The 16,711-nt window shown below is 29.1% G+C and carries 14 protein-coding genes and 15 tRNA genes; 3 read left to right on the top strand and 26 right to left on the bottom strand.

Going from position 1 to position 16,711, the window contains the following annotated elements; all coding sequences use genetic code 11:
- Positions 1-6: 6 nt before the first annotated feature.
- A complete protein-coding gene (gene argF, locus VJI77_RS03090) occupies positions 7-999 on the bottom strand; it encodes an ornithine carbamoyltransferase (protein ID WP_009354542.1) in 993 nt (330 codons plus the stop codon).
- 468 nt (positions 1,000-1,467) lie between these two features.
- On the opposite strand from argF, the gene VJI77_RS03085 reads away from it, so the two are divergent.
- Positions 1,468-2,724, top strand: coding sequence for a helix-turn-helix domain-containing protein (locus VJI77_RS03085; protein WP_293440711.1), 1,257 nt, complete (start codon positions 1,468-1,470; stop codon positions 2,722-2,724).
- A 123-nt stretch (positions 2,725-2,847) separates the two neighbouring features.
- On the opposite strand, the gene VJI77_RS03080 is transcribed toward VJI77_RS03085, so the two are convergent.
- The 25 genes from VJI77_RS03080 to VJI77_RS02960 form a co-directional block, all read right to left on the bottom strand.
- Positions 2,848-2,920 (bottom strand) — tRNA-Phe (locus tag VJI77_RS03080).
- A 250-nt stretch (positions 2,921-3,170) separates the two neighbouring features.
- Positions 3,171-3,246, bottom strand: a tRNA-Phe gene (locus VJI77_RS03075).
- Positions 3,247-3,281: 35 nt separating this feature from the next.
- Positions 3,282-3,355 (bottom strand) — tRNA-Trp (locus tag VJI77_RS03070).
- 69 nt (positions 3,356-3,424) lie between these two features.
- A tRNA-Ile gene (locus VJI77_RS03065) sits at positions 3,425-3,501 on the bottom strand.
- Positions 3,502-3,508: 7 nt separating this feature from the next.
- Positions 3,509-3,599: transfer RNA gene (locus tag VJI77_RS03060), tRNA-Ser, on the bottom strand.
- Positions 3,600-3,603: 4 nt separating this feature from the next.
- Positions 3,604-3,692: transfer RNA gene (locus tag VJI77_RS03055), tRNA-Ser, on the bottom strand.
- Positions 3,693-3,697: 5 nt separating this feature from the next.
- Positions 3,698-3,773: transfer RNA gene (locus VJI77_RS03050), tRNA-Lys, on the bottom strand.
- A gap of 7 nt (positions 3,774-3,780) precedes the next feature.
- Positions 3,781-3,857: transfer RNA gene (locus tag VJI77_RS03045), tRNA-Gln, on the bottom strand.
- Positions 3,858-3,862: 5 nt separating this feature from the next.
- Positions 3,863-3,939, bottom strand: a tRNA-Arg gene (locus VJI77_RS03040).
- A gap of 4 nt (positions 3,940-3,943) precedes the next feature.
- Positions 3,944-4,017: transfer RNA gene (locus VJI77_RS03035), tRNA-Gly, on the bottom strand.
- Positions 4,018-4,056: 39 nt separating this feature from the next.
- Positions 4,057-4,141, bottom strand: a tRNA-Tyr gene (locus VJI77_RS03030).
- Between the two features lie 22 nt (positions 4,142-4,163).
- Positions 4,164-4,239: transfer RNA gene (locus tag VJI77_RS03025), tRNA-Thr, on the bottom strand.
- Positions 4,240-4,247: 8 nt separating this feature from the next.
- A tRNA-Asp gene (locus VJI77_RS03020) sits at positions 4,248-4,324 on the bottom strand.
- Positions 4,325-4,329: 5 nt separating this feature from the next.
- A tRNA-Val gene (locus VJI77_RS03015) sits at positions 4,330-4,405 on the bottom strand.
- A gap of 31 nt (positions 4,406-4,436) precedes the next feature.
- Positions 4,437-4,511, bottom strand: a tRNA-Glu gene (locus tag VJI77_RS03010).
- A gap of 193 nt (positions 4,512-4,704) precedes the next feature.
- Positions 4,705-5,715 (bottom strand): tRNA (adenosine(37)-N6)-threonylcarbamoyltransferase complex transferase subunit TsaD, encoded by a 1,011-nt coding sequence (gene tsaD, locus VJI77_RS03005; RefSeq protein WP_323988225.1) that lies wholly within the window; start codon positions 5,713-5,715, stop codon positions 4,705-4,707.
- Entirely contained in the window at positions 5,715-6,149 is a 435-nt protein-coding gene (gene rimI / locus VJI77_RS03000) for a ribosomal protein S18-alanine N-acetyltransferase (protein WP_323988223.1), read from the bottom strand. The genes tsaD and rimI overlap by 1 nt, the downstream gene beginning before the upstream one ends.
- On the bottom strand, positions 6,150-6,833 hold the full coding sequence (gene tsaB / locus VJI77_RS02995; RefSeq protein WP_323988222.1) for a tRNA (adenosine(37)-N6)-threonylcarbamoyltransferase complex dimerization subunit type 1 TsaB: 684 nt from the start codon (positions 6,831-6,833) through the stop codon (positions 6,150-6,152).
- Positions 6,830-7,282, bottom strand: a complete 453-nt coding sequence (gene tsaE, locus VJI77_RS02990) for a tRNA (adenosine(37)-N6)-threonylcarbamoyltransferase complex ATPase subunit type 1 TsaE (protein ID WP_323988221.1) — start codon at positions 7,280-7,282, stop codon at positions 6,830-6,832. The genes tsaB and tsaE overlap by 4 nt, the downstream gene beginning before the upstream one ends.
- 202 nt (positions 7,283-7,484) lie before the next feature.
- Complete coding sequence (locus VJI77_RS02985; RefSeq protein ID WP_323988220.1) at positions 7,485-10,760, bottom strand: leucine-rich repeat domain-containing protein; 3,276 nt, start codon at positions 10,758-10,760, stop codon at positions 7,485-7,487.
- 156 nt (positions 10,761-10,916) lie between these two features.
- Positions 10,917-11,762 carry a YjjW family glycine radical enzyme activase gene (locus tag VJI77_RS02980; protein ID WP_323988219.1) on the bottom strand — a complete coding sequence of 282 codons (846 nt, stop codon included), beginning with the start codon at positions 11,760-11,762 and terminating at the stop codon, positions 10,917-10,919.
- Positions 11,752-13,287, bottom strand: coding sequence for a YjjI family glycine radical enzyme (locus VJI77_RS02975; RefSeq protein ID WP_323988218.1), 1,536 nt, complete (start codon positions 13,285-13,287; stop codon positions 11,752-11,754). The genes VJI77_RS02980 and VJI77_RS02975 overlap by 11 nt, the downstream gene beginning before the upstream one ends.
- Before the next feature lie 237 nt (positions 13,288-13,524).
- Positions 13,525-14,178, bottom strand: coding sequence for a cupin domain-containing protein (locus VJI77_RS02970; RefSeq protein WP_323988217.1), 654 nt, complete (start codon positions 14,176-14,178; stop codon positions 13,525-13,527).
- Positions 14,179-14,337: 159 nt separating this feature from the next.
- A complete protein-coding gene (locus VJI77_RS02965; protein ID WP_323988216.1) occupies positions 14,338-14,460 on the bottom strand; it encodes a cation:dicarboxylate symporter family transporter in 123 nt (40 codons plus the stop codon).
- Positions 14,453-14,698, bottom strand: coding sequence for a cation:dicarboxylate symporter family transporter (locus tag VJI77_RS02960; protein WP_323988215.1), 246 nt, complete (start codon positions 14,696-14,698; stop codon positions 14,453-14,455). Before VJI77_RS02960 ends, VJI77_RS02965 begins: the two co-directional genes overlap by 8 nt.
- Positions 14,699-15,074: 376 nt before the next feature.
- On the opposite strand from VJI77_RS02960, the gene VJI77_RS02955 reads away from it, so the two are divergent.
- Together VJI77_RS02955 and VJI77_RS02950 are read left to right on the top strand one after the other, a co-directional pair.
- Complete coding sequence (locus tag VJI77_RS02955; protein ID WP_009354786.1) at positions 15,075-15,770, top strand: Crp/Fnr family transcriptional regulator; 696 nt, start codon at positions 15,075-15,077, stop codon at positions 15,768-15,770.
- 12 nt (positions 15,771-15,782) lie between these two features.
- Positions 15,783-16,604: a CPBP family intramembrane glutamic endopeptidase gene (locus tag VJI77_RS02950; RefSeq protein WP_323988214.1), complete on the top strand. Its 822-nt coding sequence runs from the start codon at positions 15,783-15,785 to the stop codon at positions 16,602-16,604.
- Positions 16,605-16,711: the final 107 nt, after the last annotated feature.

The following is a 16,711-nucleotide window of genomic DNA, read 5'->3' as shown; positions in this document are numbered from 1 at the left end:
TACCTCTTACCATAAAGTAGAATACATAACTGCTTTTATAGTATGCATTCTATTTTCAGCTTCATCAAATACAACTGATTGTGGTCCTTCAATAACTTCATCAGTAACTTCCATTTCAGGAATACCAAATTTTTCAAAAATTTGTCTTCCGATAACAGTTTTTTGATCATGGAATGAAGGTAAGCAGTGCATAAAGATAGCAGTTTCTTTAGCGTTTGCCATAACTTCTTTGTTTACTTGGTATGGTTTTAATAATTTAATTCTTTCAGCCCAAACTTCGTCTGGTTCACCCATTGATACCCAAATGTCTGTGTAGATTATATCAGCATTTGTAGTTCCTTTTTTAACATCTTCTTCGAATCTTACTGTACAATGAGTAGCCTTAGCGATTTCTAAAGCTTTTTCTCTTAATTCTTCTTCAGGCCATAATTCTTTTGGAGCACAAGCTGTAAAGTTTACACCCATCTTAGCACAAGCTATCATAAGTGAATTACCCATATTGTTTCTTGCATCTCCCATATATACAAAGTTTAATCCTTTTAAATATCCAAATTTTTCTTCAATAGTTAAAAGGTCCGCTAACATTTGAGTTGGATGGAATTTATCAGTTAAACCATTCCATACTGGAACACCAGCATATTCTCCTAAAGTTTCAACTAATTCTTGGCTGAATCCTCTGTATTCAATACCGTCATACATTCTTCCTAAAACTCTTGCAGTATCTTCAATAGATTCTTTTTTACCCATTTGTGAAGAACCTGGATCTAAGTAAGTAACTCCCATACCTAAGTCCATTCCTGCAACTTCGAAAGAACAACGAGTTCTTGTTGAAGTTTTTTCAAATAATAATACTATATTTTTTCCTTCTAAATAACGGTGAGGAGTTCCACTTCTCTTTAAATCTTTAAAATTTCTTGAAAGATCTAAAAGGTAACGAATTTCATCACTTGTAAAGTCTAATAATGTTAGGAAATTTCTTCCTCTTAAGTTTTTGCTCATAACATTTCTCCTTTAAAAAAATTTTTTGATACGACAAACGTATTCAATACATATTTATTATACTATATCTTATAAAAAATTCAGGACATTTTATTTAATAAAATTTGTATTACTTTCTATTTATTTTATCATCATAAATTTAGCTATATTTAAGGATTATGATAGCTCTGTATATGTCAACATAATTTTTTTATAAATTTATTTTTTACAAATTGAAATTTAAAAATTTTTATACAACAAAAAACGACTTATTTTTACTCTAATTTATAAATAAATAGTCTTTTAATGATTAATATATCTTGATATTATCTAATTGTTATTTTATAATAATTTTAAAATGCTTGTATTAAATACAATATTTTGCAAAAAGACATTTTTTATATTTTTATCTTTACATAAATTCGATTATGATTTATACTTATAGTGTACATATAAAAACAACTTATCATATTTGTAATAGGAGTATTTATGAGTAAACAAAAAGGAATTGAAATACAAAACAAAGCTAATTCATATATAAATGAAGAAAGTATGTATAGTATAGACAGAGAAATAATAACATCTCCAACAAAAGGTCTTTTTCATCAATCTGCTAGATTTTTACTAATAAAAAAAGGCACTGCAAAGATGAGAATACAAAATAATATATATGAAATAAAAGACAGAACTTTAGTATGTATTCTGCCTTGGGAATATACTGAAGTTATTGAAGTTTCAAAGACTATACAATATTTTATTCTAAAATACAATTTTGATAGTGCAAATAAAATAATAAAATCATTTTACAATGTAGATGCTGAAAACCTAAGTTTAATTAATTCGTTCTATGATAAGCCTGTAATCCAATGTACAAATGAACAATTTAAATATTTTTCTAATGTTTTTGACTTACTAAGAGCTGAATTAGGAGAAGATTCTACATTATATAATAAGAACGAAAATCCTATTTCTTCAGCTTATGTTTTAAATAAAATAATAGACTTGATTATTACATATAGAAGAATGCAAAATGAGGATACACAAAAAACAAAAAGGATTGATGAAAACTTTGATAAAATCAATATTTTTAGATATATACATGCTCACCTAAGCGAAAAACTAACCATTTCTTCTATCTCAAAATTATTCTTCTTAAGTGAATCGACAATAAATAGATATGTAAAAGAAACAACTGGTCTTTCTTTTAATACTTTAATAAATGAGATGAGAGTTGGAAAGACAATGGATATGCTCTTATATACGGATTTGGACATAGAAGAAATCGCAGAAATAACGGGATTTTCAGACCGTTCCCATCTTTCAAAAGTATTTACAGCAAGAACGGGACAAAATCCTAATAAATACAGGCAAACTTTTCAAAGAGTTTCACAAATTTGCCAAATAGAAAATATAAGAAAATTTTACAGAATATTAAACTATGTAGTAAAAAATTCAAGTGATGATATTGACTTAGAAAGAATTTGTAAAGATTTTTCAATATCTTTAATAGAACTTAATAAACTATTTATATACTATGTAGAGAAAAATTTTAAGAATTTCTTAAATTTTGTAAGAATTAACAAATCTACAAAATTATTGTTAAAAACAGATATGCAAATAACCGATATTGCATTTGAAGTTGGATATAACACAGTCAAAACATTTAATCGTAATTTCTTAAAATATCAAAAAATGTTACCTACAGAATTTAGAAAAAATCTAAAACTACAAGATAGAGAAATATAAAAGCTGTTGAATAAATCAACAGCTTTTATATTTGTTTTAAAAAAATCTAAAAATGAGTAAAAAAAATCCTGCTTAAGCAGGAAAATAATAGCAATCCGTAACAGAATTCTCGAATTACAGATCTGGTGCCCAGAGGCGGAATCGAACCACCGACACGAGGATTTTCAGTCCTCTGACTCTTCCAGCTGATAACTATTTATTAACACTTTCATTTTATTTACTTTTTAGTATCTTCACTTTTTTAGCTTTTCATAACTCATCTTATCGTGCTTCGCACTAAACTAAGGCATTGCCTAAAAACAACTTCGTTGTTTTTGCCACTTCCTTATACCGACTTTTCGCTATCTGGGCTTAAAATTATAAAACTACTTAAAAATGGGCAAAAAAAATCCTGCATTAGCAGGAAAATAATAGCAATCCGTAACAGATTTCTCGAATCACAGATCTGGTGCCCAGAGGCGGAATCGAACCACCGACACGAGGATTTTCAGTCCTCTGCTCTACCGACTGAGCTATCTGGGCATATTTAATATTATGATTTCTTTATATTATGTAAATGGCAGGGGTAGAAGGAATCGAACCCTCATCAGCGGTTTTGGAGACCGACATTCTACCGTTGAACTATACCCCTACGATACCAATCCTTTTTAGCTCTATAAAATAAGAGATATTTCTAAAATAGAAATATCTTCAGATAATTTGGTGGGCCTTCAGGGACTTGAACCCGGGACCTACCGGTTATGAGCCGGGCGCTCTAACCAACTGAGCTAAAGGCCCAAATTATTGGCGGAGAAAGAGGGATTTGAACCCTCGCATCCCGTAAAGGATCTACTCCCTTAGCAGGGGAGCCTCTTCAGCCACTTGAGTATTTCTCCATTGTGGCGGAGAGGGTGGGATTCGAACCCACGTGGGCGTGAACCCAAACGGTTTTCAAGACCGCCTCGTTATGACCACTTCGATACCTCTCCATGAATGGTGATCCATCGGGGATTCGAACCCCGGACACCCTGATTAAAAGTCAGGTGCTCTACCGACTGAGCTAATGAATCATAAAATTGGCTGGGGTAGCAGGACTCGAACCTGCGGAATGCTAGAGTCAAAGTCTAGTGCCTTACCGACTTGGCTATACCCCAAAGGTTGGCGCACCTAAGAGGATTCGAACCTCTGGCACACGGATTAGAAGTCCGTTGCTCTATCCAGCTGAGCTATAGGTGCAAAATGGAGCGGGTGAAGGGAATCGAACCCTCGCAACCAGCTTGGAAGGCTGGGGCTCTACCACTGAGCTACACCCGCATATAAACTCAAACTTTATGGTCTTAACAAAAATTCAATTGGTGGAGGAGAGTGGATTCGAACCACTGAAAGCGCAGCTAACGGATTTACAGTCCGTCCCCTTTGGCCACTCGGGAACTCCTCCATATAATCTACTAAAAGTAGATTGGAGCTGGTGGGAGGACTTGAACCCCTAACCTACTGATTACAAGTCAGTTGCTCTACCAATTGAGCTACACCAGCATATTTATTGGCGACCTGGATGGGACTCGAACCCACGACCTCTAGCGTGACAGGCTAGCATTCTAACCAACTGAACTACCAGGCCATATTTGGTGGGCACAATAGGGCTCGAACCTATGACCCCCTGCTTGTAAGGCAGATGCTCTCCCAACTGAGCTATGCGCCCAAATATTACCAATAAACCTACTAAAATAAAATGGTGACCCCACCGGGATTCGAACCCGGGTTACCGCCGTGAAAGGGCGATGTCTTAACCGCTTGACCATGGGGCCTCATCAATCAATCTTACTCTAAAATTGACTGCCTAATAATTATATATCATAACTTGTGATTTGTCAATACCTTTTTGAAATTTTTAATGTGATTAAATCATTCTTTGAACGGTATCTCTCAAACAGTTACTCGAATATTATACACTTTATTTTTTTCATTGTCAACACTTTTTTAAAAAATTTTTTTATAATTTTACAATTCTAAATTCGGCTCAACATTTAATGTTAAATCACTTCTTACACCTGATATATACTCATAATAACCTGATGATGCAATCATAGCCGCATTATCTGTACAAAGTATTTTATCAGGGAAATATGATTTAAAACCATTGTTTTCGCACATTTTATTTATTTCTTCCCTTAGAGTATTATTTGCAGATACACCCCCTGATACGATAAGGGTATCTAAGTTTTTCTCTTTCATTAGTTTTTCAGTCTTATAAATCAACACATCAAAAACTGCTCTTTGAAAACTTGCACATACATCTTCTTTAGATATTTCTTCATTCTTTTGTTTTTTATTGTTTAAATAATTGAGTACAGCGGTTTTAAGTCCACTAAAACTAAAGTTATAGCTGTTTTTATCAAGCATTACTCTTGGAAAATCTATCGCTTCATCATTTCCAAGTTTTGCTAGTCTTTCGACTTCAGGTCCACCTGGATAATTCATTCCTAAACATCTAGCAACTTTATCATAAGCTTCTCCACAGGCATCATCAATTGTCTTTCCAATTACTTCCATATTATTATAGTCTTTTACATGTACTAAATAAGTATGTCCTCCGGAAACTAAAAGGCAAATAAATGGAGGCTCTAGCTCTTTATGAGTTATTAAAGCCGCACAGATATGTCCTTTCATATGGTTTACTCCAACCAGTGGTTTTTTACAAGCATAAGATAATGCCTTTGCTTCTGATATTCCAACAAGCAAAGCTCCAACAAGACCAGGACCTTTAGTTACAGCTATTGCATCTATATCATCTAAAGTAATTTTCGCTTCTTCCAAAGTCTCTCTTACTATATTATTGATTACTTCTAAATGCATTCTACTTGCAACCTCAGGTACTACTCCCCCAAACTTTTTATGCATATCTATTTGAGAAGAAATTACATTAGAAATAACTTCTCTTCCATTTTTGACGACAGCAACACTTGTTTCATCACAACTGCTCTCTATCGCCATAATTTTTATATCATCCATCAAACTACCTCTTTTAACATCATAATTCCATTTTCTTTCGGATTGCTATAGTAGTCAACAATCTCCCTAATCTCTATAAATCCACATTTTTTATATAAATTAATAGCCAGAATATTATTTTTTCTAACTTCTAAAAATATCTTTTTAACATCATTTTTCTTTAATTCATCTTGAAAAAATTCCATAATTTTAAAAGCTATCTGTTTTTTTCTAAAATCTTTAGAAACAACTATTTTATATATTTCAGCTTCATCTAAAATTTGATTAAATAGAATATATCCAATTACATTTTTTTCTTTTTCTGCTACAATGACTCTTTGATTTTGTATATATTCTAAATAAAATGCTTCATCAAAATTGTTGGAAAAATTTTCATTATCTAAAGATAGAATATCAAACACATCTTTATTTTCAGCATATCTATATAAAATCATTTACTTACCTTTGTTTTCCATATCTCTTTGAGCTTGTGAAAGTCTTACATATTCAGGACTTAAATTAAAACAATCTGAAATCTCTCCACTTTCAAATTTATGTTTACCAATAACACAGGCATTTCTTGAAATACAACTGTTTAAGCAAGCAGGAGTAATTTCAAAATTCTTATTTTTTAAAATTCGATCTTTATATAAATTAACGCAATCTCCTACAAAAATAAATTCTCCTTTATCTGAAATCTCTTCCAAAAGCTCATCAATAGTTAAAAGTGCAGGAGCAACTATATTTGTATTATTTATCCCTTCATAAACTCCGTAATAAACTCTTTCTCCTCTAGCATCAATTAAAGGAATTTTCTTTTTATCTGAATACACTCCAAAAGAAAGAGCTTCTAAAGTATTTACAGCAACTATCGGCTTATTCAAAGCCATTGCTAAAGCCTTTACTACCGTAACCCCTATTCTTATTCCTGTAAAAGACCCCGGACCAGTAACTGCAACAAACAAATCTATCTCTTCTATATCAATATTTAATTTTTTAAGCATTTCATCAACCATAACAAGCAAAATCTCATTATGGCTCATACTTTGATTAATACTAAAGTCCCCAACAATGTTATTATCCTCCATAACAGCACATGAACTATGAGTTGTTGAAGTATCTATCGCTAAAATTTTCATTCTAATTCCTCTATAATTTCCATTTCTCTTTTATTTTTTCCTTTAATTACAATCTTTCTTGAATTTTCGGAAATTTTTAAAATCTCAAGTTCAATTAAATTTTTAGGTAATAAATAATCGGCGTTTTCAGCCCATTCTATTATTGTTATACCATCAGGATAAAAGTAGTTTTCATAATCTATTTGATAAAGTTCTTCCGGAGAGTCGATTCTATATAAGTCCATATGATTAAACTCAAACTTCCCAGAATATAAATTAACTAAATTAAAAGTTGGAGATGTGATATCTTCATCAATTCCCAAATTTTTCCCTAAAAATTTAGTAAAAGTTGTTTTTCCAGCTCCAAGATCTCCAATTAAAGAAATCACGTCGCCTTTTTTTAAAGTTTTCGAAAATCTTTTAGAAAAGTTATCACATTCTTCTAAAGAATTTAAAATAATCTCTAACAAATTTTCCCTCCTAATTTCAAATTATAAATTACATTTAATTAAATCATAATTTCTTTTTGATAATTAAATTAATGTAATTATGATGAAATAATTATAGCTTTATAACAAGGTATAAATCTATAATTATTATATCATAAAAGTAGTTTTAATAATAGATAAAATACGAAAAGGAGATTTTTAAATCTCCTTTTCCATTTTTATTTTATTCTGCAAATTTTAATTTTATATTTTTTAATGTCCACGTATATTCATCATATGACATTTTTAAATTTAGATCTAATTCTTTTCCTTTATATCTAGCAATAACTTCATCTGAAAAAGTTAGATTTATCTTGTTTGTAGCTAAATCATAACTAGCTTCAATTCCTTCTACTCCTGAACTTATTTCGTCAAAAAGATTTATCACTTCATCTTCCCCAAATGCTTTAGCTAATGAATTTCCAACTTCCTTAATTCCTTTAAAAGGAGTTACAAAAGAAACTTCTTTTCCCTTAACTTCAACAGTTGATCCAAAGTTAATCCCTTGTCCTGAAAATTGAATACTTCCAATACCTTCATTTAAAGCTTTTTCCAATCTTTCAGCAATATAATTTCCAAGTCCTTCATAGTTTTTAACTCTATTTCCTGAAAAATCTAAGTGTTCTATTTTATCAAAATCCTTAAGAATTGAAACATCTTCTATTCTATTAGCTGATAAATCTAAGAATGTTAAGTTTTTCAAATTTTTTAAAGCAGAAATATCAGTAATTCCCTTAGATATTATTTTATGACTCTCATTTCCTTCAACAGTTACATTATAATGTAAATCCAATCCTGTTAAATTAGTTAGATTTGAAAGTGGTGTTATATCTTCAATTAAATTGTTATATAATTTCAAAAATGTTAAATTAGTTAAATTTTTTAACGGATTTATATCAACAATTCTATTTCTTTGAATTTCCAAATATTCCAATTTAGTTAAATTTTTAAGTGGAGAAATATCTGAGATTTCATTTTCATTTAATTTTAACTTCTTTAAATTTTTTGCATATTCCAAGCCTTTAATGCTCTTCATACCTCTTGTAACAGCAAATTTAAAATCCTTGGTTCCTTTTAAACTTGTTGGTTTTCCAAGTATTGAATATTTTGCATTTTCACTAAAATCAGCTCTTCCATCTTCCTTTAAAAAGATTGATAATTCTGTTAAACTTTCCATTTCTTCAATCGTAACTTTTTGATTATCAACTCTATTTTTATCTAAATTTTTATTTATTACCTTTAAAAGTTTTGCATCTTCAATTTCAACATATTTTTTAGCTGGTTTTACTAATTTTACATTCAAATTTAATATAGTAGGATTATTTGCATAATCCATTTCGTTTTCAAATTCAAACTTAACTTTTAAATTCAAACTTTCCTTAATGCTTTCCATAGCTTCATCAGTTAAGCTGAACTTTAATTTATCATTTTCTAAAGTTACTGTAACTCCTTCAGTTTCACTGCTAATCTTAATATTTCCACCTTTAGCAATCTTCTCAAGTCCAACAAAAGGATTTTCAACTTCAAAAGTTTTTTCGCTAACTTCAACTTTTTCTAAATCAATATTTTGATTGTGAATAACTTTCTCAAATATACTGCTCTTATCGTTTATAGGTGAAAAATCTTTTATTTTATTTCCATCAATTTTAACACTTGAAAGTTCATTCAAATCTTTAAGTGCAGAAATGTCAGAAACATTATTATTAGATAAAGTTAAATTTGAAAGTTTATTTAAAGATTTTAAAGCATCAATATTCGAAATTTTATTATTTTTTAAATATAAATAAACTAAATCTTTTAAATTACTTACGGCTTCAATATTTTCTACATTATTTTTATTCAAATTCAAGCTTGTCAATTTATTTACTTTTTCTAAGAAAGAAATATCCGAAATTTTGTTATTTTCAAGATTCAAATCTTCTAGTTTTGCAAGTTTATCTAAATTAATACTATCTAAATCATTGCCTTTCAAACTCAATTTAGTTAAATTAGTTAATCCATTTATAACAGAAATATCTTTAATCTTGTTATTTCCTAAATCTAAATTTTCTAATAATTTTAAATCTTTTAAAGCACTAATATCTTCAATATTATTGTTGTCAGCTCTTAAATAAGTTAATTTTTCAAGATTTTTAACATGACTAACATCTGAAATCTTATTTGAATATACATCTAATAGCTTTAATTTTGTAAAGTTCTTAACAATACTCATATTAGGAACTTTATTAACTGCAAAGTCAAAATCTTCTAAATTAGTTAAATCTTTCAACGAACTAATATCAGAAATATTATTATGTGAAATAAATAAATGTTTCAATTGAGTTAAATCCTTTAAAGGAGAAACATCAGATATTTCATTATGAGAAAGTCTTAATAATTTAAGATTTTTAAGTCCTGCAAGAGGTGTTAAATCCTTAATAGCTCCCTCAGAATATCTAATTTCTTCATTATCATCAGGAATTTCTCCGGATGAAATTGTAAGAGTCTTTAAATTTTTACAATATTCAAGACCTTTGATACTACTAACTTCTATAAGGTCATCTTCAGCAGCATTCATTCCTCTAATTCCAATAGATTCAATTTTTTCCAAATCATTCTTATAGATTTCATTTGAATTTTTATCTTTTCTATATGACTTATCGTTTAGTTTAAAGTTGTATTCATTCATTTCAGCTTCAAAACTATCTTCACCTTTATAAGCATGTAACTTATCAAGAATGAATTGTTTTAAATTTTTATCTTCAAATTCAACAACTTTATCTTCTTCTTCATCAGGTTTATTATCATCTGGCTTGTTTTCGTCAGGTTTGTTTTCATTTGGTTTATTTTCATCTACTTTTGAAGACGCATCATTCCACATTAAAACGCCAACATAATCATAAGTTTTTCCTTTTATCTCAATTTTTCCGGATAAATCAGCAGAATTTTTATAAATTCCATCTGCATTAGAATTATAAGCAAAAACTGAAGACATCAAAATGCCTGTACCAACTGCAAATGATAAAAGTTTTTTTGCATTTCTCTTTTTAGAAACTAATACGCAAACAACTCCAATAATTCCTGCAACTGCTATTGTTACATTGATTTTATAAACTCCAGAGATTCCAGTTTTAGCAAGTTTACCTTTATTAACTCCATCCTTGATAGCTTCTACAACTTCAAATTGTAACTTTTCATTTTCTAAAACTTTCTTTTCTCCAGCTTTTATATCTCCAATTTCAAGTTCTTTTCCACTAATAATTTTAAGGCCTTTTATATCTTCTGTCTTTACTCTAACTCCAACAATGTCTTTTGAAGTTTTGTTTTCAACAGAAATCTTAAAAATTCCTTCGCCATCAGCGATTAAATTTACGGCAATTCCATCTTTGTTGTAAATCACGGTTTCACTATCAGCATAACTTACTTGTGAAAAAGAAAATCCACAGAGCAATGCTAAAGCCAATATGCTTTTATTTTTCATAAATATCCTCCGTTTATAAATAAATATACAACATTATTTTATCATATAATGACTTTAAAGTATAATAGATATATCTTATTCTAAATCACCTATACATTAATATTTTCTATACAAAAAGAACTATGCTTAACACATAGTTCTTTTTTATATTACTGATTATACTATAATAACATCTTCAAATCCATTTTGAAGAGCTATTTCTTTTAATTCTTCCATTTCTTCATCTGTTGGAGCAGAAAACATACTGTATTCTTCTCTAACTCCATATTTTCTGTATTTTATAATTTTATATCTAATTTTATGTCCCATTTTTATGTATTTGGAAAGCATCTTTGTAATTTTATCAACTGTAGTTCTATTGTCCATTCCGGCAATTGTTACAGTCCTTATCTCAAATAGTTTATTAATACTTGCAAGATAATCAGCATTTTCTAAAACCACATCAACCTTACTTTTAGTTATAAAAAGATGTTCCTCATTATCAAAAGCCTTTATATCAAGCATAAAAGCATCTGAAACTTCAACAAAATCAGGAAGTCTCTTTAAAGGTATTCCACCATTTGTATCAACAAAGCAAGTAAGACCAAGTTTTCTAACCTCTTTAAAAAGAGAAGTTAAAAAAGTATGTTGCAGAGTACATTCTCCTCCACTAACTGTAATTCCTCTAATAAAAGGCATATTCTTTTTTATTCTTTCGACTGTTTCTTCAACTGTCCAATTGTATATCTTCGGACTTGAAAGATGTTTACAAACCCTTATACATTCATCACAATTTATACAGGTCTTATCATTCCAAACTATTTTTCCATTTACATTCGTCAAACTCTTTGTTGGACAAGAAGGAATACATTCCATACAATTTATACAATGTTTAATAGTTTCAGGATTATGACAATAAAAGCAGTTGAAATTACAACCCTGTAGGAAAATAGACGTCCTGTTTCCAGGTCCGTCTACTACCGACATATCTATTATTTTATTTATAATTCCTTTATTTGACATCTCTAACCTTACGTTCTAATAAATGATACTTTTCAAAGGCTTCTCTTGCATATTGAACTGTATCATAGCTAACTCTTTCTCCGTCAATGAATTTTTGCATATCGGATTTCTTAACCAAATATCCAGTAACACGAATCAAATCTCCATTTTCTCCATAGCAGGAAATATATCTCATATTTAATCTAAATGCAGCCTTAAAAATATCTAAAACAGCAGCAGGATTTTTTTCAGCTGTTTCATCAAATGGAAAGTGATCACCAATTCCTGATGGAAAATACTTATGGAATAAAGCTGAATGTTTAATATGGTCATACATAGGAATTTCCTTACCTATTCTAATTCTAACACCCGCACTATCTTCCATATCATCTTGTGCTCCAACTTGTGAATGAAGCATAAATCTATGATTCCAGAAAGTAGAATACTTACTTTCGAATGAATTTACTCTATTTTCTACAAAATCCATTACTTCTATCCCTAAATCATTGGCGTAATCGTCTTTTCCATAAACTAAATCTTTACTTTCAAACTCTAAAAGTTTTTGAACACATTCATGAAGTCCTACAACTCCAAAAAGTCCAACAAATCTATCTAATTCAACAAAACCTTCTTTAACTAAGAAATTTTCCTCAAAGAAAGGAGTTTCTTCAACTAAAAATCTGATTTTCCCTTCCATGAAATTACACATTAAATCTATTGCTTCAGGTAAAACTCTGTCAAAGAAATCTTCTTTTGAACTTGAACTTCTAGCAAGAGAACCAAGTCTTAATCTGCTAAGAGTAAATGCTCCACCTGAAATTGGAAGACCATTATAGCAACTTGCTATTGCATAATCTCCATTAAAATCTTTTCTATAGTATTTATCATTAGCAAAAGCAGGATTTGCAGTTAAAAGAGATGCATAAACTGCCTTTTCTCCAAAATCGTCAGGTGTAATATCTTCATCATAAAGAATTGTCATATTTGGAGTAACATTATTTAAAGTTGGAAGTAATTCTAAAATAATTTCACCTGCAACAGTCTTTTCAGGACCAATATTTGCATGGCAAAAACTGTCATTAATTGTTCTATCTAAAGAAACTAAGAACCATTTAATTAATTTTTTAGCCTCTTCTCTATCTGTAATAAATGGATCTAAAAGCTTATCAATTTTCCCAATATAAACTGGATATCTAGTTATAGAAGGAACATGATGATAAAAAATCAATAAACTATTAATAGCATCAAGTAAAGTTTCAGCCTTCTCAAGACGTAAAAACTTACAGCCCTCATCCAAAAGTTTTTGGTAATTAGGGCAAATGTATCTCGGTGCATAAGGTGCATGACCTTCCCACAAATCGCAGAAACCTCCATTTTCAGAAATTTCAAAAATTCTCTCATTAACTGAACTTTCAGGAAAATCATTCAAATTCTCTGCAAGCTTTGCAAGTTGTGAAGTCTTTTGCTCATAAGTTAAATCCTTAGCCTTAATTATATTCATTGATAATTCTCTAGCTTCTTCCAATGTTTTTATTTTAGAAATCATAAATACCTCCAATTTTATGTCAAAAAGTCATTTACTATTTACCCATATTATATATGAATAATCCTCAAAATGATACTGTAATTTGTCTTTTTTAAGAAAATATTTTGAGATTTTTTGAAAAAAACAAAAAACTTTTATCGGCTCTAGATTACGACTTTTTTAAATATAAAAAACCACTGTATTTTAAACAAAAAACGACCATACGGTCGTTTTAATTTATTTTAACATTTTCTCTGTTTATTCCAAAGTCAAAAGTAAAGCCATTTTGAAATTTTTTTCGGCTTTTACATAATGTCTGCCAGCTTTTGCAAAATGGAAGCATTCTCCTGCTTTTATAACATTATCTGTTCCTTCGTATCCGATTATTCCTTCACCGTCTAATGCAAATACTATTGCTTCTCCCGGTGCTGAATGTTCTGAAAGACCTGTTCCTGCATCAAATGCCATTAATACAAATTTCATTTTATCATTGTGGACTACGTCCATATTTACAATTTTCCCTTCTTGGTATTGTAGTAATTCTCCTAATTTAAAAACTTCTCCAGCTTTTACTAACTTATTCATAAAGTCCTCCTTTTTTATTGCAATTTCAGTGAATATTGCTCCTGATTTAGTTCTCATACCAACTGGAACCTCAATCGGTGTTACAATACATTCTCCTACTTTTACTATTTTAATATTTTCAGAAAATCCATATACTTCAAGCTCTCCCTCTGCTACAATCAACAGCTTGTAATAAGGGAATAATTCTGCACTTATATCTGTATCTTCTGCCATAGAAAAATATGCTATGTAATTTTCTCCTGCATGTACCTCTTTTGATATTGTACATCCTTCTAGTGCTTTATTATCTTCGGCTATTGAATATACTTTTCCAACTTTTTCTTTCAAATCGCACCTCCTATATTATTGAAAACAATATGTATTTGCAAAATATATACCCTTTCGAAACAGTTAATAACAATTCTATTTATAGTAATTTTAAATACATAAAAAAGCCAATGATTTTTCAGTGACCTCGTAGATTAATTATAAATTTTATTATTCATTTTATTCATCGACCAAGCCTGAAAGTTTTGCAACACTGTATGTACAAACTATATCTCCTGTAACGTTATTCATTGTTTCAAACATATCAAGTATAGGATTAATTCCTAGAGCAAGTTCAACCATGATAGATATTTGATCTGCTGAAAGATTCATATTTTGTAAGATTATAAATAGCAACATCAATTATATCAAGTAAAGTTTTTACTTTCCCAAACTCTTTAGTTGGAACTGAAGCCGCCCCGTCAATTAAGGACAAGAATATTACAGGTATTACAATCATTTTTAACATTGCAACCAAAACTTGACCAAATGGGGAAACGATTTTAACATAAGTAGTAATATCAATTTTTGTTAACCACAATACAACTACAAGTATCAACTCTGCAATAAAATCTATAAATACTTAAAGTAGCAGTTTTTTTACTCATAATAGACTCATTCTAAAAAAATTCACTATTATCAGTCTAAAAACATAAAATAATAGTATTGATTTTTAATTATATTTCGAGAGTGTTTTAACAAAAATTATTTAATTAAAAATCATCTCTCTTAACTATTATACTATCATAATTATCAATCAATTCTCAATCGTTTTTATTGATATGATATTGCTGAAAACATTCAAAATATAATATTTTTTACTAAAATTTTTTTCACAATCTTTGCATTTTTATATTTATTTTTTGTCATTTTTATATTATAATATTATTGTACAATAATATTAAGGAGGGACATTAATGGAGAGTAAATTAGTTACATTGTTAAGAAAAGTTTTAATAGATAAGACTTTTGATTTAAAAACTGACAGAAGATTATATTCAGAATTTACTGTTCTTAAAGTTAAGAAAAAGACTGTAATAATAAAAGAAAACGACAAATTGGATTATTTATATTTGTTAGTTAGAGGAAGTGCGAATGTTGTTCATTTCACTCCAGTTGGTGAATTAATTGTTTTTAATCATATAACAAACACTTCTATATTTGGTTTACTTGAATTTATGGATAATAAACACGATTTCTATAAGAGTGTTGCATTTTTTAAAGATACAAGACTTATCAGAATTCCTGTTGAAAGATTTGAACAAGAAGCTGAGAGTATTGAACTTCTAAAAATTTACAACCATTTCTTATTAGATTTTGCAAAACATTCCATTGCTACATTCGATTTAACTAAGAATTACGGAAGAAAGAAAAACTTAATTGAATTTTTCTTATCAAAATGTGTCGATGTAGAATTTCCTGTGAGAATTACTCTAACAAAAAAAGTAATTTCGGACTATTTGAGAATTAATGAAAGAACAATGTATAGATATTTGAATGAATTAATAGATAGAAATTGTATTTCAAGAAAAACTGGTAAGATTATAATTTCAAAGGAAAATTATGATAATCTAGTTGAATACTCAAAAGAAAAAGGTGTGGATAACGAATAATAGGTGGAAGCGATGGATAATTCTATAGAAAATGTAAATTTATCAAGTTCGAATAGCACAACAAAAAGGTTTAATTTAAAATCTTTAATTTTAGTTATAAACTATTTTATAACTCCGTTTATTATTGCTGCGATAATTTTTTTCTTTTTAGTAGATGGAGATTATCCTAGAAGTATGATGAATTCACCAATCGCAATAAAATTCTTTCAAAACAATAAATTTATATTGGAAGATGAAGAAATATTTAAGGATGTCTTTATAAGTGTAGTAATTTCTATTACAACACTTATAACATTTATAATAGGTATTTTATTAAGTAGAAAAAGAACTGATAGTATTTCAGCAAAAAAATCTGAAGCTACTTTAGTAAAATTACTGCTACTCGGAGTTGGACTAGGCATATTTATGATTTTGTGGAATATTATCATCTCACAAGTCTATAGACTATTTGGACTAAGTTTTAAAAGTGAAAATAGCCAAGGTATTTTCAGAGCTTTACAATATAATAAGATATTATTAATAATAAATCTATTATTTTCAGCCCCAATTGGAGAAGAAATTGTATTTAAATATGGTATATTTACATTTTTTCACGAAATTTTTCATGATCAAGGAAAAATTTTAAGAATATACATACCAGCATTAATCTCCGCTTTTATATTTGCGATGATTCATGACGGATTGTATTTAGTTCCATTGTATATAGTTCCAAGTTTTATAGGGTGCTTAATATACGAAAAGACAAAATCTTTGTTGCCTTGTATATTTGGTCATTTTATAAATAATTTCATAGCATTAATAATGATGTTAACACAGTTAACCCACTTGTTCTAATTGTTTACATAGGGTTATCTCAATAAGAATAAGACCTACCAAGATGTATCTTATTGGATGGGTTAGTAAAAATCTTGTTGTTTCACAAAAAAAGCTATTGAAGTTTT

It is taken from the genome of Parvimonas sp. D2 (assembly GCF_035282635.1).
Classification (GTDB): domain Bacteria; phylum Bacillota; class Clostridia; order Tissierellales; family Peptoniphilaceae; genus Parvimonas.
The sequence above is the reverse complement of the archived record's forward strand: the minus strand, read 5'-3'. Positions and strand labels throughout refer to the sequence as shown.